Here is a 17775-nt window from a genome sequence, read left to right as displayed (position 1 = left end):
ATGCATTACGATCCCATCAAAAATATCTTCGCAAAATTTATCAAATCGAATTTATTACTAAGAAAGATTTTTTACTCTCTCTTAAATTTATTTTTCCTGAGAAGCTGGTACATCAGAAAGTTATTAAAAAAAATAATTCCACAAATTAATACATCTGCGCCGGTTGTCTTCGATGCAGGGACTGGATTTGGTCAATACTCCTACTTTATAGCTAAGAAATTCCCAAACACAAAAATTCTTGCTGTTGATATAAAGGAAGATTACATAAACGACGCTTCCACATTTTTCAAAAAATCAAACCTGAAAAATGTCGAATTCAAAATTGATGATCTGACAAAAATCACATACAATAATGAGTTTGACCTGATTGTATGCGTTGATGTGATGGAACATATCGAGAACGATATTGGTGTTTTAAGAAACTTTCATCGTGCATTAAAGAAGGATGGATATTTAATTATTAATACTCCTTCAATCTTTGGCGGCAGTGACGCTCACGGTGAAGAAGATGAAAGTTTTATTGGTGAACATTTTCGAACTGGTTACTCAAAGGAGGAAATGTTTGAAAAATTAAAACTAGCTGGTTTTAATTCATTCGAAGGGTTTTACACTTATGGTTTCTGGGGTGATAAAGCCTGGCGAATTGGAATTAAATATCCAATGCTGCTTTTAAATGTGAGTAAAATATTTTTATTGCTCTTACCTTTTTATTATATCCTGATCTTACCTTTCTTTATTTTATTAAACTATCTCGACACAAAATCCAGAATAGATAAAGGCACTGGATTAATTGTCATTTCAAAAAAATAACTCAGAGTAAAAATGAAAACGAAGAAGATTAAAAAAGAAAAACATCATCAGAAAATTATATCCAAAAGCCCGCTTTTATTTCAAAAAGTGTCGGCGGTAAGGTTAAGATTTGTTTTTCTAATTGTCCCAATTTTAATTGCCATAGCTCTTCCTGTCTATTATGTAATTTACCAGTATTCGAAAAATGGATTTTTTTCTTTTCCGCTTGATGATCCCTGGATCCATTTACAATTTGCAAGAAATTTAATTGAGTATGGTGCTTACTCTTATTTTAAAGATCAGGTTATAACTTCAGGATCAACCTCACCGCTTTATACTTTTCTGGCTGCTTTACTTTATTTAATTATCAAAAATGAATTCATTTTAAGTTACATAATTGGAATTTTATTCTTTGGTTTAATGACTTACTTCTTCTTCAAGTTGACTCAGTTTGAGTTTAATTCAAATTATGCTGCATTAGTTTTAAGCATTTTGGTTGCGATTCAACCGAAACTTGGATTGATATCTGTCTCGGGGATGGAGACAACGATGTTTATCTTTTTTATAATTTCGTCTATATATTTTTATAGAAGAGAGAATTATTTAATTGCTGGAATATTTTCTGGATTAAGTGTATGGGCAAGACCAGAAGGTTTAATTCTAATTGCAATTTTGACCTTTGATTTGATAATTCAAATAATTTATTTCAAGACAGAGTTTGCTGAAAAATTTATTAAAGAAAAAAGATATGTTCATTTTGTTCTGCCGATTCTAATTATAATAATTTCTTATTTCTTGTTTAATTACATCCTGTCGGGTAATATTTTGCCAAATACTTACAAAGCTAAATTGACTTATTATTTTGGTTCTGATAGAAAGAATTTTCTCAAGCGAGATGTAATCGACTATTTCTCGACTAAAGAATTTATTCTTATCTGGATACCATTTGTTCTTAATATATTATTCATAGTGAGGGACATTTTCAAAAAAGAATACAATAAATCGATTGTCTATTTTTCATTTATCTTATCATTCATTTTAATTTATTACATCCAGCTTCCATTTACGCACAGGTTCGGAAGGTATTTAATGCCTGTAATTCCAATTTATTTACTTACAGCTTTTGATGGTTTCCAGAGAATATTGAATTATTTGCAGGTTAAGAGTAAATCTGATCAAAGTAAGTTTTTGAATATAATTTATGTTGCTTTTGGACTTTTCATTCTGGTACTGTCTTTAAATCAAATTCCAAAGAATGCTGAAGAGATTGCTTACACCGGTAAATATCATTATGACCGTCACATTAGAATAGCTGAGTGGATTAAACAGAACACAAAAGAAAATGAAGTTATTGCAACACACGATATAGGCGCAATTGCTTTTTATAGCAATAGAAAAATTATTGATATGGTTGGACTTGTCAATCCTGAAGTGATTGAACATCTCAATGACAAAAATTTATCTGACTATTTGAAAAATTATTTTATCAAAAATAATGTCTCATATTTTGTGACAATGAGGAACTGGTTTGAAGCTGTTAATCAGAGACCTGTGTATATTCCTATTAACGAGTTTGAATTTATGGAAGTCTTTAAATTTGATCCGCAGAGATTTCATTTAATGCCGAAGGAAGCATCGTTCTATAACCAGCGGGCTTTGTTTTTTGTTCAAAATGGAAATTATAGAGCCGCTTTAGACTTTCTGATGCGATCTTTACGACTTGATCCAAAATCATCTCGTACACTTTTGCTTCTGGGCAATGTCTATGATTTCTTAAAAGATTATGAAAATGCTGAGACGTATCTGAAACGAGCAATTGAATTATTTCCAGAATATTACGAAGCACATTATGAACTTGCACGAGTTTATTTTTTGCAACAAAAATATGATTTAGCTAAAGAAAGCGCTCTAAAATCTCTCGAGTACAAACCGGATTTGAAAGAAGCAATACAATTAGTAATCACAGTTCTTGAAAATGTTGAAAAGAATTTTGATGAAGCAAAAATATTCAGAGAAAGATTGATGAAGCTTCAATGATGAAGCTTTAAATTTTTTTCTGATCAGTACCGACTTGTTGAATTTTCTCATTTGAACTAACAAGCTTTAATGAAATTCATTTCAGGATGATTAAAAGAGTCATAAAACCTACAATCTTAGAGAGATAAATTCATTTTTAGGTAGGGCAAACAAAAATATCTCGAAGTAGTCGGACCTTTATAGATTGAACAAACCTTCAAAAAATCCTGAAGGGATGAAATTATTATAGGGTTGAAAATAACGGGAATAAAATCCCGAAGGAATGACATTATTGAAAAATAAATTTTGAAAATTATATTAAATACAGAGATGCAAAGTTGAGCAAAATATTATTTGATGTAATTTTAAAAAAGTTGTATGCACTATTGATCAAATCCTGAAAGGATGAAATTATTATAGAGATGAAAATGCACCCCAAAAAAATAAAATCCCGAAGGGATGACATTATTATAGAAATGAAAATGCACCCAAAAAATAAAAATCCCGAATGGATGACATTATTAAAAAAATTTATAATTGTCGTTTAAATATCTCTATTCAAAATTGAGGTTTCTCATGGCAGGAACATATACTCAAATTTATGTTCATATCATTTTTGCAGTAAAGGGTAGAGAAAATTTACTGAGAAAAGAATTTAGAGGAGAAGTCTTTAGATATATTTCAGGGATAATTAAAAATAAAGGTCATAAGGCAATCATAGTAAATGGATAACAAGATCATGTTCATTGTTTAATTGGATTAAAACCATATTCATCAATTTCAGATTTAGTTCGTGATATAAAGAATAATTCATCAAAATATATTAATGAGAGAAAATTCATAAAAAGCCATTTTAGATGGCAAGAAGGTTACGGAGCATTTTCATATTCACACTCTCAATTAAATAGAGTATACAGTTATATTCTAAAACAAGAAGAGCATCACAAAAAGAAAACATTCCATGATGAATACATTGAATTTCTGAAAAAATTTGAAATTGAATACAAACCAGAATATTTATTTCAATGGTTGGAATAAAAATTAGATTTCTTAGAAGTTGCTATAATGTCACTCTTTCAGAGTTTTAATAAATGAACTCAAAAAACTTTTCTATAATAATTTCACCTCTTCGAGGTTAAATGTTTAGTTTTAATTCTAATCTTGAAAGGAAAGTTTTTTCAACAATAAAAATCCTGAAAGAATGAAATTATTATAGAAATGAAAACTCACCCCAAAAATAAAAATCCCGAAGGGATGAAATTATTGTAGAAGTGAAAATGCACCCAAAAGAATAAAATCCTGAAGGGATGACATTATTAAAAAAACGAATGTTGAGAATGATTTTAAACGCTGAGACGCAAAGAACGCAAAGTTTCGCAAAGATCAAATGAAAAAATTTTAAAAAGAAATTCGATCAACATAAAAATCCTAAAAGTATGAAATTATTATAGGGTTGAAAATAACGGGAATAAAATCCCGAAGGAATGAAATTGTTATAGATTTATGAACAACGGGAAAAAATAAAATCCTGAAAGGATGAAATTATTATAGAAATGAAAATGCACCCCAAAAAAATAAAATCCCGAAGGGATGACATTATTTTAATGCTCAAATAAAATCTTTTAATCCTTTACTTCAGTGCCTTTGAAGTGAATAATAAAAGTCGTTCCTACATTTTCTTTGCTTATAAATGTTAAGTCAATCCCATTCAGATTTAGATAATTTTTTACAAGAGCCAATCCAAGCCCAACTCCTTCGTAAGGACGATTCCAACCGAGTTCCTGCTGAGTGTAAGGTTCGAAAATTCTTTTTTGATATTCTTCGGAAATGCCAATTCCTGTATCAGAAATTTCTAATTCTATTTCAGAATTTTCATTTCGTCTTAAAGAAACTTTAACATTACCTTTTTTGGTGTATTTAATCGCATTATCTATCAAATTTGCAATAGCTTGAGTGATACAATATCTATCCGCAAAAATTTTAATATCTCCGCATTCGTTTGTCAGAGTAAATTCAAGATTTTTTTGAGTAGCTCTTATCTGAAATTCATTATAGAGATTTTCTAAAATATCATTAAGATTGATGATTTCTTTTCTTATTGGCATATCACCCGAGACAATCCTGGAATAATTCATAATCATTTCAATTGTTCGCATCAATCTATCACCAGCAGATTTAATAATATTAAAATAATTTTGTTCTTCCTGATCCAGATAGTCCAATGTAATTTCTTTGATCAATTCATTGTAACCAAGAATTGCATTAAGTGGAGTTCGAATTTCGTGAGAAATGTTAGCAATAAAAGTATCTTTCATTTTGTTTGCCAATTCGGCGAGTTCTTTTGCTGCTCGCATATCTTCTTCAGCTTTTTTGATTTTGGTAATATCAACAATCATTATAAAAGCTCCAATAATCTCGCCACTAATAAAAATTGGAAGGCCCATCAATTGTACATAAGCAAAATCACCATTCAATTTCTGAATATAAGTTTCTGTAGATTGTTTATCACCATTTAAAACCCGGTTAATAAAATTCTTTAAAGTAATATCGAAATCTTCTTTGCAGCAAATCTCTGTAATTATTTTCCCGGTTGCCTCATCCTGTTTTAGATTAAAGAAATTTAAGAATTGGGAGTTTGTCGTCACTATTTTTTGCGCTTTATCAATCATTGTAATTGCAATTGGGGAGTTATCGAAAAGCTGCTGGAACTTATATCTCTCCAATTCTATTTCCTTTTCCAGTTTTTTGGCTTCAGTTATATCTATGATTATTAAATGAATATAATTTTTTGAATCGATTTCTACATTACTAAAGAACACCGCTACATCTTTTATTGAACCATCTTTTAGTTTGTATTTTGTTTCTATTAATGGTGAGCCTTTTTCTCTTACTTCAGTAACTTTCTTTAAAATATTTTCACGAGCTTCAACAGCTAGATTTCTCATAGTCATATTTACCATTTCATTATAATCGTATCCAAAAAACTTTATGGCAGCATTATTAACATCATATATTTTTTCCGTCTCTGGATCAAATATGATTTTTACTGCTGAATGTTCTTTAAATAATTTTCTAAATTTTTCTTCGCTTTTTATTAATTTTTCTTCGTATCGTTTTTCAACCGTTACATCTCTTGCAACTCCATGCAGCCCAATAATTTTTCCTTCTTTATAGTAAGGGACTTCAAAAATTTCTAAAATTATTTTATCACTATTCTTGTGATATATTTCAATATAAATTGGAAATTTCCCCGGTTCACCACGTAAAACTTTTCTTGTGTTTTCTCGAGCTAATTCATTAATTGGATTATCAGTCAAAAACCAACTGTTATTTCCAATCCATTCGGAAACAGTGTATCCAGTTATTTTTTCAACTGAAGGGGAAATGTATGTAATTCTTCCTTCAGTGTCGTGTGTATAAAAGAAGAAATAGGGGATACCTTCAACCAATAATTTTAATTTTTCATTTGTCTCAATTAATTGGTCTCTAAATTTTATCTTTTCAGTAATATCAGTAATAAAGCCCTCGAGACAAATTAAATTGTCATTGTCATCAAAAATTCCTCGCCCTCTTTCCCAGACCCATTTTATTTCGCCGGATTTTGTGATGATTGGATACTCATCTTCAAACACAGATTTTTCCGCTAAAACTCTTTGCCATTTTTCCCATAAATAATCCCGATAATCAGGATGGATAAGATCATTAAAACTAAAATCTCTATTATAAATTAGTTCTTCTGGTTTGTAGCCGGTTATTTCTTCAACTTGAGGAGTGATATATTCCATCGTCCAATCGCGATCATTTCGGCATCTGTAAATAAAACCTGGTAGATTTTTAATCAGAGTTGAAAGAAATCTTACATTTTCTTTGAGCTTAAATTCAGCTTCTTTTCGTTTATTTTCGTTTTCAATCGATTCAATTGCAAAACTAATATCTTTAGAAAGCTCCTGTAGAAGTTCGATTTCTGGACTGTCAAAATAATTTTTTTCAGCTGAGTAAAAGCCAAAAATTCCAAAAATTTCGTTATGAACGATTAAAGGAAATGTAGCCGAAGATTTGAAACCATATTTAAGTGCTAAATCTCTGATCGGTTCAACCGCTGGATCGGTTTCCCAATTATTTATGATTTCTTGTTTTTTAAATTTAAAGCATCTTAAAGATGGGTATATTTCAAAGCGTTCATTATTAACAGAAATTTCCATGTTCTTAAAATAATCTTTTGCGGGTCCAGCGGAATATACAACCTTTAGAGAGTTTTTTAATTTATCATAAAAGGCAATAAATACTGCAAGAAAGCTGCTATTTTTAACGGCTATTTCACAGGCATTTTTGATTAATTGATCAACATCTTTTGTTCGAACAATTAATTGATTTATTTCACTTAATAAAAGATAAATTCTATTTAGTTTTAAAATTTCTTTAGTTGCTTCTATTTGATTTGTAATATCCACCAGGCTGATTATAAAGAAATCTTCGCTATTAATACTAATTTCATCATAGCTGAATATGACATCGACTTTTTGTCCTGATTTAGTCAATATTTCTGTTTCAAAATTTTTGAATTGTACCTTAGACCTGAGGCGAGGTATTATTATATCGTTTAATGACTTTTCTTCAAATAATTTTAATTCGCTGATTGATTTATTAAGAATTTCACTTTTTTCTTGTCCTGTAAGTAATAAAAATGGTTCATTAACATCTATGATTACAAGGGATCTTTTCTCAACAATTAACATTGGAATTATAGATCTGTAGAATAAGACTGAAAATTTTTCTTCGCTCTCTTTAATTTTATTTGCTTTGTTAATGTAGTCTAACTGTAACCAAAGAATTTTTCCCGTTATAAAACCAATGATTGGATAAACAACTAAAAAAGAAAATGCCATCTGTTGAAGAACTTGAGGTCTGTAAGGACTTAATACAGAATACATCGAAGCATATACAAAAATGTGAACAATTACATTAAACAGGATAAGTGTATAATTACTTAATTCAAATTTTTTACGCCTAAAAAATAGATAGTTAAATATTAATCCAATGGCGACTGAGAAAATAATAGTTAAAGTTCCTGCATAAACTCCAGGGCCGCCAATTAAAATTCGATAAAATAAAGCAATAATACCTGCGATTAAACCACTTGAGAATCCATAAAAAAACGAAACAAGACTGAGAACAACTGATCTTCCATCAAATATTAAACCTTGATCCATTACATACGGAAATATCATTCCAAGAATTGTTATAAATCCAAATATAAAACCGAGTATTATATTTTTTAGTCTGGGCTTAAAAGAAGGTAAAATATTGAAGAGATTTGCAATTGCACTTGCACTAAGAAGTAATAATAAATTAAAAATCAGTTCTTTTGTGATCATTGGACACTCACTGGTTTTATCCGAGCCTGTCCAAAAAGTAAGTTTTTCAGATCAAAAATGTTGAAGAAATTACATTTGAAACTCTAAAAATATGAGGAGAAAAAAATACACCTTTAAGAGGCTGTTTCAAAATTTGCTAATCTCTTTAGATTATATGCAATACAAACTAAATTAAATTCCTTTTTAACCTTTTCAATTCCTCGTCTCAAAAACTTTCTAAATCCCATAGCATCTTTTATAATACCAAATACACTCTCTACTTCATAATTCCGCCGTTTTCTTAACCTCTTTCCCTCTTCTGAAGTTAATTTATTAAAAGCTTCTTCTTTATATCTTTCAAATTTTGTGTTTAACCTTATCTCTTTATAATTATTATTTGATTTTATGCACTCCCATCTGAAACTGCAACTTATACAACTATTACACCTATATACACGATACTTCTTTTTATGTCCATCTTCAACTTTACTCTCTTCATCTCTTATATATCTTAATTCTTTTCCCTCGGGACATATAAACACATCCAAAGCTTTATCATATTTGAAATTGTCTCTAACAAATCCCTTAATTGGTCTTTTATTCCCTTTCTCTTCTTTATTAAATGTATTATACTTCAAATACCCCTCTATACCTTCTTTTTCTAAAAATTCATAATTCTGTTCTGAACCAAATCCACTATCTCCTACCACTCTCTCAGGCTTCAATCCTCTCTTAAGTAACTCTTCCATATGTTCCTTAAATCCCTTTGCCTCTGATAACCTTCTACATACTGTTCCATTTATTATAAATTGATTCTCTGTCCCTATCATTACCATATAGGCCGGTTCAACTCCCTTTGTCTTTAAGCTCGTAAATGTCGCATCCAAATCTGTCTTTGAACAACTATTTCGATCTTTTAACACTCTGAGATATTCATCATATATCTTCTTCTTCTCTACAAACTTATTAATCTCTCTATTCAAACTTTTTATCTGTCTCCTTCGCTTGGCTCTATCTCTATCTAATCTTTTATTAACCTCCTTTTGACTATCTATCCCTTTGACTATCTTACCTATTAATTTATTTAATCTCTCTATACTCTCTTGTTCTTCTTCTGATGTTAAATCCTTTGACCACTCTCCAAGTTCTTCTAAATCTCTATCACCATAAATTGAGTTCTCCTCTTCGATTAGTTTTATCATCTCTTCCATTCTATCCTTTATCTTTAATTCTATCCTCTCCCTATATCGTTCAATATTCTTCCTCCATACATAACTATGCTTATTTGCATTTGCCTTAATGATCGAACCATCTACAAAATATTCCTTCATATCAATGTATTTACGCTTAATTAAATATATTATTACCTCCGTAAATATCTCTGTAAGAACTTCCCCAGTTAATCGATTTAATATAAAATAACTTATTGTCCTGAAATCAGGTTTATTATTAGCTGCTAACCACATAAAACAAATATTCTCTCTTAGTGCTTTAGCTATTTGTCGAACTGAATATATCTTACTTACAAATGAATATATTACAACTTTTAACATCATCCTCGGATCGTATGCACTGGCTCCTCCTCCTTTGTATGTCGCCTCCAAAACCTTGATGTTCATATTTTCAACTATCCGATTGATTACTCTCACTATGTGTTTTGGAGGAATTAACTCATCAAGTGATGGCGGTAACAACTTCAGCTGTGCCTGGTTATATTCCTTAAATACCTGTCGACCACCTTTCTTCTTCTTCCTTTTTCTCATTTCTGAAATTCCTTGTTCTCCAAATAGAGAATCCATCATAATTCTTCACCTAAATTTTTCTTTTTTCCCTTTTTATAAATATTTCTTTTTGCATACTTAATATAAATTCATTTTTCGTGCCAACTTTTTGGACAGGCTCATATAAATTAATATTATAGTCTATTCAAAGAGCTTGCTGAATTTAATTAAATACAAATTTCCAATGATAATAAGGATATTTTCAGCAAGCTTTTCAAATCCAACCTTAACAGAGCTTTCTCCAAAACAACCGCAATCAATATCCAGCCCTTTGATCATTGCAATGATGATTAGAATTGTAAACGAAATCATTAACAGTAAATAAAGATATAAATTTGCTTTTAGTTTGAATTTGAAAAGAATACCAAACCCTATAAATAGTTCAAGAGAAGGAATAAATACAGCAATAAAATTAACAAGAAGAGACGGGAAGATTTGATAAGCATCAACATTCAAAGCGAAATTCTCTATAGACTTAAATTTTTCAAGCGCCGAGATTATGAATAAAGATGCAAGTATTAAACGAATTATTTCAATCAGATATTTTTTGAAATTAATTTTCATTTTTCACCAGAGGTAAATTCCTTTTTTGCCAACCTTCAATTCCTTCATACATTATGTTGAGGTTTTTAAAACCGAAGGCAGTCATTTTATCTGCGAGTTGATGACTTAAATTACAATGAATTCCTTCACAGTAAATGATTATTAGCGCATCTTGGGGAATTGCAAGAACTTGTTCAAGGTATTCTTCAAATTTTTTCGCTGGAATGTTAATCGCGTTTTCGATTTTTGATTTCTGATAATCGCTTTCGTTTCTCGCATCTATTATTACAGGATGACTAAGCTTAATCAAGTTTAGTGCTTCGTCAATAGAAATTTCTTTTATCTGTTTATTTAGTGAATTGTCATTTGTATGGGATTTATGAATAGCCCTTTCTAAAAAATTGAAGTCTTTGTAAATAATGAGAGTATAAGAAAAACTAAAGAGAATAGTCAGGCTTATAATAGTTATAATGTCTTTAGTTATTGAAGATGCCCTGAGCTTCATTTTGAATTAGTGTTTTTGTTTCAATATATGGAAATTCAAGTTTGATAAAAATTCACTTTAGGCTGGATAGTTGTTGTTTGTAAATTTTTAATTACGGAATTGGTCTGAACTTTAAAAAACAAAAAGTCAGATTAAGATTTAACTTAACCTGACTTTTTGAAATCTAAAATGTTTTTTGTGAAAAAGTTTTATGTACCTTCAGAGTAGTCAGAAATGTATCGTATCTGTTCTTTTGTCAGTTTATCGATCTTATAACCAAGAGTTTTCAATTTAATTGATGCAATATATTGATCTTGCTCTTCAGAAATTTCATGAACAGAATTTTCTAGTCTTACACCTTTTTTATCAAGTTCAGCTAATCTTATTTGAGACATAAATTGATTTGCGAAGGACATATCCATAACTTCTGACGGATGACCTTCGGCAGCAGCAAGATTCACGAGTCTGCCTTGAGCAAGGACATAAATTCTCTTTCCATTTTTCAAAACATATTCTTCGTTGTTTTCTCTGATCTGTCGTTTTGATTTTGCAAGTTTAGCTAAATCGTTAAGATTAATTTCGCAATCGTAATGACCTGTATTACAAACGATTGCACCGTCTTTCATTTTTTCGAAATGTCTTTTAACAATAACATCTTTGACGCCAGTTGCAGTAATAAAGATATCACCAATTTTCGCTGCTTCATCCATTGGCATTACCCTAAAACCTTCAAGGGCGGCTTTCAATGCTGCAGTTGGTTTTACTTCTGTAACAATAACATTGGCGCCCATTCCTGCGGCTCTTTTCGCAACTCCGCTTCCGCAATGTCCGTAACCTGCTACAACAAAATTTTTCCCTGCAAGTAGAACACTTGTTGCTCTTAAAATTCCATCAATGGATGATTGACCGGTTCCGTAGACATTATCGAAATCCCATTTTGTTTCGGCATCGTTGACGGCAATGACAGGATATTTCAAAGCGCCATCGGCAGCCATTGCTCGCAATCTTTTCACACCGGTTGTTGTTTCTTCAGTTCCGCCAATAACTTTCTCAGCAAGTTTTGGGTATTTATTGTGAATAGTGAAAATTAAATCAGCACCATCATCCAGAGTTAAATTAGGTTCGAATTTCAAAGTCTGTTCAATGCACCAGTAAAATTCTTTAACATTCATTCCATGCCAAGCAAAAATTGAGATGCCTTTTTTTGCAAGTGCAGCAGCTACATCATCCTGAGTGGAAAGGGGATTGCAGCCACTCCAGCTTACTTCTGCTCCAGCTGCAACAAGAGTTTCGATTAAGACAGCAGTTTCTTTTGTTACATGAAGACAGCCGGCAATTTTGTATCCTTTGAGTGGTTTAGTTTTGCTGTATTCTTTTCTAAGTTCCATTAAAACGGGCATTCGAGATTCAGCCCATTCGATTTTCTTTCTTCCTTCATCAGCTAATTTTAAGTCACGAACTTTGTAAACACCAGGTTTATAATCCATTACTTTTATTCTCCAAATTTATTTTACATTTATTTTATTAATGATTTGAATAAATCTACAAGATCAAGTTTTTCCCATGTAAATCCATTCTCGTTGCGGCCAAAGTGACCATAAGCCGCAGTTGCTTTGTATTTTGGTTTTCTTAAATCGAGCCGTTCAATAATTCCTTTAGGCGTGAGATCGATTTCTTTTAAGATGAAATCAGCAAGTTGTTTGTCAGGAATTAATCCAGTTCCAAAAGTATTTACAAAAATTGAAACTGGTTGAGCTACACCAATTGCGTAAGCTACCTGAACAAGACATTCTTTTGCAAGTCCAGATGCAACAACATTTTTTGCAATATGTCTTGCTGCATAAGTTGCGCTTCTATCAACTTTGGTTGGATCTTTTCCGCTGAAAGCACCACCACCGTGTGGTGCATAACCGCCGTATGTATCGACTATAATTTTTCTTCCTGTTAGACCAGTATCACCGTGAGGTCCGCCGATCTCAAATTTGCCAGTTGGATTGACATAGTAAATTGTTTTGTCGTCAATCAATTCTGCAGGAATAACTTTTTTGACTACATATTCAATTACATCTTCACGAATTCTGTCCTGAGTTACATCTCCATCGTGCTGAGTAGAAACGACAACAGTATGAACTCTTATAGGTTTTTTATTTTCATCGTATTCAATTGTTACCTGAGATTTTGCATCAGGTCTGAGGTAAGGCATTAAGTGTTTTTCTTTTTTTCTAATTTCAGCAAGTCTTTTGACAAGTTTATGAGCATACATAATTGGTGCGGGCATATACTCTTCAGTTTGATCGGTTGCATAACCGAACATCATTCCTTGATCGCCGGCACCACCTTTATCAACTCCCATTGCGATGTCAGGTGATTGTGAATGAATTGAATTCAAGACGGAACAAGAATCAGCGTCAAATCTGTACACAGGACTTGTATAACCAATTTCGCGAATTGTTTCTCTTACAACATCTTGAATATTTATCTGAGCTTTTGAAGTTATTTCTCCGCCGACTAAGACAAGGCCGGTTGTGACGAATGTCTCGCAAGCAACACGAGCTTCTGGGTCATGTTTTAAGTATTCATCAAGAATTGCATCTGAAATTTGATCACAGATTTTATCAGGATGCCCTTCCGAAACTGATTCAGATGTGAATAACATTGACATATTTTTTACTCCATTTAGTTTTTAATAAAATTCTATTTCAGTTGAATCACCAGTATTCAATCTTTTGAACTGTCCCCGAATGATTGTATTATTTCCAATTATTGAGTCACGCAAAATAGCGTTATATACTTTTGCATTTACTCCAATTATACTATTCACAATAATTGAGTTTTTAATTTCAGCACCATCGTTAATAGTGGTGTAAGGTCCAATTATGCTATTCTCAACTTTGCTATTTGGTGAAATATAAACTGGTTTTTGAATTACTACACCTTCAATTTTCTCTGTATTGTTTAATTTTTCGAGCAGGTGATGATTTGTTGAGAGTAATGTTTCCTGTTTACCGCAGTCAAACCATCCTTCAACTGTAAAAGGAACAAACTTTTCACCTTTCTCTAACATTAATTGTAAAGCATCGGTCAATTGATATTCATTTTTTGTTCTGATGTCTTTCTTGATAATTTCATTAAGACAATCTTCAAGCAAAGAAGAATTTTTGATATAATACAATCCAACAATTGCGAGATTACTGATTGGTGTTTCTGGTTTCTCTACCAGTTTGGTTATAAATCCGTTTTCCACTATTGCAACACCAAATCTTCTTGGATCTTCAACTTCTTTGACACCTAAAGCTGAATATTCTTTGGAAAGCATAGATTTCAAATCGACATCAAAAATTGTATCGCCTAAAATGATAAGCAGCTCATCACCTTTGAAAGTTTCCCTTGCAGTGTAAATTGCATGACCGAGACCCAACTGGTCATTTTGTTGAACAAAATCAGCTTCAATTTGATAATTATCTTTAATATACTCTTCAACTTTTTCCCCCAGATATCCAACGACAAAGGTCGCCTTTGAAATTCCTTCAAGAATAATTCGGTCCATTATATGGCCTAAAATCGGTTTTCCTGCGACATTCAACAAAACTTTTGGAAGTGTATAAGTATGAGGTCGCAGTCTTGTACCGATACCTGCTACCGGGATAATTGCTCTAATGTTTTTCATAAGTTGATTACAAACTTAAACAAAGTGATTTGTAATATCAATTAGTTTAGCGTAGGAAAAAACTCAAAGTATTTGTGATGCTGATAAAAAATTTTTGAGCTAACGATTAAATGTCAAGCCAATAAGTAAGTTTTAACATAAGGATGTTGTTCGAATCTGAGTTGAATAAATTTTTTAGATCTCGTTTGAAAGAAAGAGTTCCTGGATTGTCCAAATTCATTCTATCCTGTGTCCAGACGAAGTATAATGATGAGCCTGGTAAAAATTCCCATCTCAAGACAGCATTTACGCGGATGGATTTTGTATTGAAATCAGGATTCGATAAAATAAATGATGGAGCCGAATCACTACCATCTGGATCAATTTCAAAGTCATTATCAGGTCCTTTGATTATCCAACCTCTATCTACACCATAAACATTAAAATTATGAGTTCTTGGCTCTGCTAGTTCTTTGATGTTTGAAAAACTTCCAACTGAAAATAGTGGTTGAGCAAATAATTGAAGTGTTAGTTTCGGAGTAAATGTCCAGTTCAATCTGATATTTGCCGAGATTGTCTTTTGAGTCATCTCGCCAAAAATGTACCTTGATCCATAAGTTTTTATTGCAAATATGTCATCGATTTTAGTTATCCATTGCGTTTTATTTAATGTGTATTCGTATTGCGGCTCAAATGAAATGTTCAGTTGCGAATTTGGTTTCCACTCGAAAGAGATACTTGAATTTATTCCTTTCATGCCTGTAACAAGATGTTCACCATGAAGTCCAAATTCAACAACAAAATCTTTCGACTCGTCGCTTTCAAAATTAAAACTGTACCAGTAAGCTGTTGGTCTGATTACAAGTGGTCCACCACGAGTTAAATCTTTATCATAGACTTGTGGTGCATATCCAAAATCAAGATTAAATGAATAGAAATTCATTAATTGAAAACCACCAAAAAACATTAATCCTTTATTTGTCAAGTTGCCTTCAAAATCAGAATTAGCGAAAACTGCAAAGTGAATGTTTTTCCATCTTGTAATTCCATCGGGATTAAACCAGCGGTAACCAATAACCAAATGTGAGTTTAATACATCAGCTTTATATTGAAATCCGAGTTCATTTACATCGAATTCGGGAGAGATAAAACCAAATGCTGAATTGAGATAAAAATTTCCTTTCTGTTTATTCAGTGCAAATCTTCCAGCGTAACCTGAAAAATTTGTCCGTGTTGTATCGAGTTTATATTTCTCTGCGTCAGGTCTTTGAAAATATCTTTGAGGTGCTTCCTGTAATCTTCGAATAGAGTTGTTGGATCCAGTTTGTTGAGATCTAATTATGTAACCGGTAAAAACATAATTTTCTTCTTTGTCGATATATGTCCAGCCATCGAGACCAATTGTGGTCGCTGAACGAACTAATCGTGAATCAATGAATGGGTCTTGATTGTCACGAATTACAGCTGTTGAGATCAATCCAACTGATTGTTTTCCCGAATTAAATTCTTTCTGAGTTCTAAAAACACCATAATAAGTAAAGGGTTCAATCTCTTGATCAAAGCGAACATTTTGAGAATCAATCTGAGCGTATGTTCTTTCTGTAAATGCATTCAAAAAGTAAATTGACCAATCATTGGTAATCTTGCCGGATAATTTCGTTGCACCTAAAATTCTTGTTTCATTTGGGTAATCAATATAACCATTATGTTCGACTGGAGTTCTTGGTGCTCTTCCAATTCTTCTTGAATAGAAAATTTGTGGATTGGGCCAATTAAATGAAAAATTACTATTCGAACCACCATTACCAAAATTGATGAAATTTCTTCCTTCGATAAAGAAAGGTCTTTTTTCATTATAAAATGTTTCAAAGGCGGAAAGATTAATAACAGCTGGATCTACTTCAACTTGACCGAAATCAGGATTAATTGTCCCATCTATTGTCAGGTTGCTTCCAACACCAAATTTAAAATCAACACCAAGATTTTTTTGATACTGATTCTTTTTATAAAAAGGATCCAATGGGTCGTGAATAAGATATTGGGCTTTACCAGCAGCATATGGTAAAAATTCGATTCTCTGTTTTTGCTTAATTCCTTTGATGCCTGTTAATGTGGCGAAATGCGAAACAAAGCCATTTTCTCTCTTTGGTACATAAATAAAATGATCTTCTTCTTTATTCCGATTAAGTCTTCGATAAAAATTAATTCCCCAGATCTGCTCTTCTAAGTTTTTAAATCGTAGTTGAGAAAATGGTACTTTGATTTCAACACACCAACCGCTGTCAAAAAGCGAAACTGCATAGTCCCAAACTCCATCCCAGGTTTCATCATCCCAGCTATCGTTGAAAAATTGACCATCTATGATTGAACCAGCTGGGTTGACTAGGAAGAAAAATGCATTTCTTCTATCGAGATAAGTATCAATTGCAAATCCAAAGTAATCGGATGCAAGAAAGTTATCTCTGCGGCCCAAAATTTTTGTAATTGAATCAGGTTTTGAATCGTAAAGCTTTGCGGCTACATAAAAGTTATAATCATCATAAAAAGTCCAGACTTCAGTTCTTTCTGTTGCAGGTTTGCCTTCATCTGGATCTCGCTGAATAAATTCGGTGATTGGAGTAATTGTTTGATAAATTGTTTCTGAAAGTTTTCCATCAATTGAAATCTTTTCATTAACCCTATAAGCAGTTACTTTTTTTGAGTTGCCAGGTTTTTCTAACGAATACAAAGTAACTGAAGTAAGGAGTAAAGCCATTGAGAGGGGAATGATAATCTTTTTCATAGTAATAGTTTTTGAAGCCGTTAGACGTATTCGAAGCTGGTAAGTTTCAAATTAGTATGAAGTGATTATGCAAAAAGTTCTTTTTTCACTTCTTCAACTTTTTGCTCGAGTAATTGGATGAGTTCTTCTTTAGAGATTTTTTCGATAGTGAATTTATTAGTTCTTACGATTGTAGCGATATCATCACCTTCACCTTTAAGATGGCGGTATAAGTTAAAACCAAGTCGATTTCTATCATTCATTACTGGTAAATATTCCGATAAACTTTCTGCAATTGAATATGCTTTTTTTTCAATACTATTATCTGGATATGGTTTTACAGGTGCAGGTGGTAATGAAGTCATTTTTCTTTCCTCTCTGAAATAATTTTCATTTCTGAA

11 protein-coding genes and 1 pseudogene are annotated in these 17775 nt (G+C 31.8%); 3 read left to right on the top strand and 9 right to left on the bottom strand.

Translation table 11 applies throughout. The annotated features are described in order from the left end of the window. The 3 genes and pseudogenes from HPY57_03000 to tnpA all read left to right on the top strand — a co-directional run bounded on the left by HPY57_03000 (nucleotide 1) and on the right by tnpA (nucleotide 3843). Nucleotides 1-810: a class I SAM-dependent methyltransferase gene (locus HPY57_03000; GenBank protein ID NPV10737.1), complete on the top strand. Its 810-nt coding sequence runs from the start codon at nucleotides 1-3 to the stop codon at nucleotides 808-810. 12 nt (nucleotides 811-822) lie between these two features. After that, nucleotides 823-2826, top strand: a complete 2004-nt coding sequence (locus tag HPY57_02995) for a tetratricopeptide repeat protein (protein NPV10736.1) — start codon at nucleotides 823-825, stop codon at nucleotides 2824-2826. A gap of 555 nt (nucleotides 2827-3381) precedes the next feature. Further along, nucleotides 3382-3843, top strand: a pseudogene (gene tnpA / locus HPY57_02990) (IS200/IS605 family transposase). 584 nt (nucleotides 3844-4427) lie between these two features. On the opposite strand, the gene HPY57_02985 reads toward tnpA, so the two are convergent. The 9 genes from HPY57_02985 to HPY57_02945 form a co-directional block, all read right to left on the bottom strand. Next, the gene (locus HPY57_02985; protein ID NPV10735.1) at nucleotides 4428-8180 is read right to left on the bottom strand and encodes a PAS domain S-box protein; all 3753 of its coding nucleotides are present in this window, start codon (nucleotides 8178-8180) and stop codon (nucleotides 4428-4430) included. Nucleotides 8181-8293: 113 nt separating this feature from the next. After that, nucleotides 8294-9961: an IS1182 family transposase gene (locus HPY57_02980; protein NPV10734.1), complete on the bottom strand. Its 1668-nt coding sequence runs from the start codon at nucleotides 9959-9961 to the stop codon at nucleotides 8294-8296. A 120-nt stretch (nucleotides 9962-10081) separates the two neighbouring features. After that, nucleotides 10082-10504 carry a hypothetical protein gene (locus tag HPY57_02975; protein ID NPV10733.1) on the bottom strand — a complete coding sequence of 141 codons (423 nt, stop codon included), beginning with the start codon at nucleotides 10502-10504 and terminating at the stop codon, nucleotides 10082-10084. After that, on the bottom strand, nucleotides 10494-10988 hold the full coding sequence (locus HPY57_02970; protein NPV10732.1) for a rhodanese-like domain-containing protein: 495 nt from the start codon (nucleotides 10986-10988) through the stop codon (nucleotides 10494-10496). The genes HPY57_02975 and HPY57_02970 overlap by 11 nt, the downstream gene beginning before the upstream one ends. 188 nt (nucleotides 10989-11176) lie before the next feature. Next, nucleotides 11177-12454, bottom strand: coding sequence for an adenosylhomocysteinase (gene ahcY, locus HPY57_02965; protein NPV10731.1), 1278 nt, complete (start codon nucleotides 12452-12454; stop codon nucleotides 11177-11179). A 29-nt stretch (nucleotides 12455-12483) separates the two neighbouring features. Further along, the gene (locus HPY57_02960) at nucleotides 12484-13629 is read right to left on the bottom strand and encodes a methionine adenosyltransferase (protein NPV10730.1); all 1146 of its coding nucleotides are present in this window, start codon (nucleotides 13627-13629) and stop codon (nucleotides 12484-12486) included. A gap of 21 nt (nucleotides 13630-13650) precedes the next feature. After that, complete coding sequence (locus HPY57_02955; protein ID NPV10729.1) at nucleotides 13651-14625, bottom strand: NTP transferase domain-containing protein; 975 nt, start codon at nucleotides 14623-14625, stop codon at nucleotides 13651-13653. A gap of 115 nt (nucleotides 14626-14740) precedes the next feature. Then, a complete protein-coding gene (locus tag HPY57_02950) occupies nucleotides 14741-17395 on the bottom strand; it encodes a carbohydrate binding family 9 domain-containing protein (GenBank protein ID NPV10728.1) in 2655 nt (884 codons plus the stop codon). A gap of 65 nt (nucleotides 17396-17460) precedes the next feature. Then, entirely contained in the window at nucleotides 17461-17739 is a 279-nt protein-coding gene (locus HPY57_02945) for a hypothetical protein (GenBank protein ID NPV10727.1), read from the bottom strand. Between the last annotated feature and the right edge of the window lie 36 nt (nucleotides 17740-17775).

It is taken from the genome of Ignavibacteria bacterium, assembly GCA_013177855.1.
Taxonomy (GTDB): domain Bacteria; phylum Bacteroidota; class Ignavibacteria; order Ch128b; family Ch128b; genus Ch128b.
This window is presented reverse-complemented; position numbering and strand designations above follow the sequence as displayed.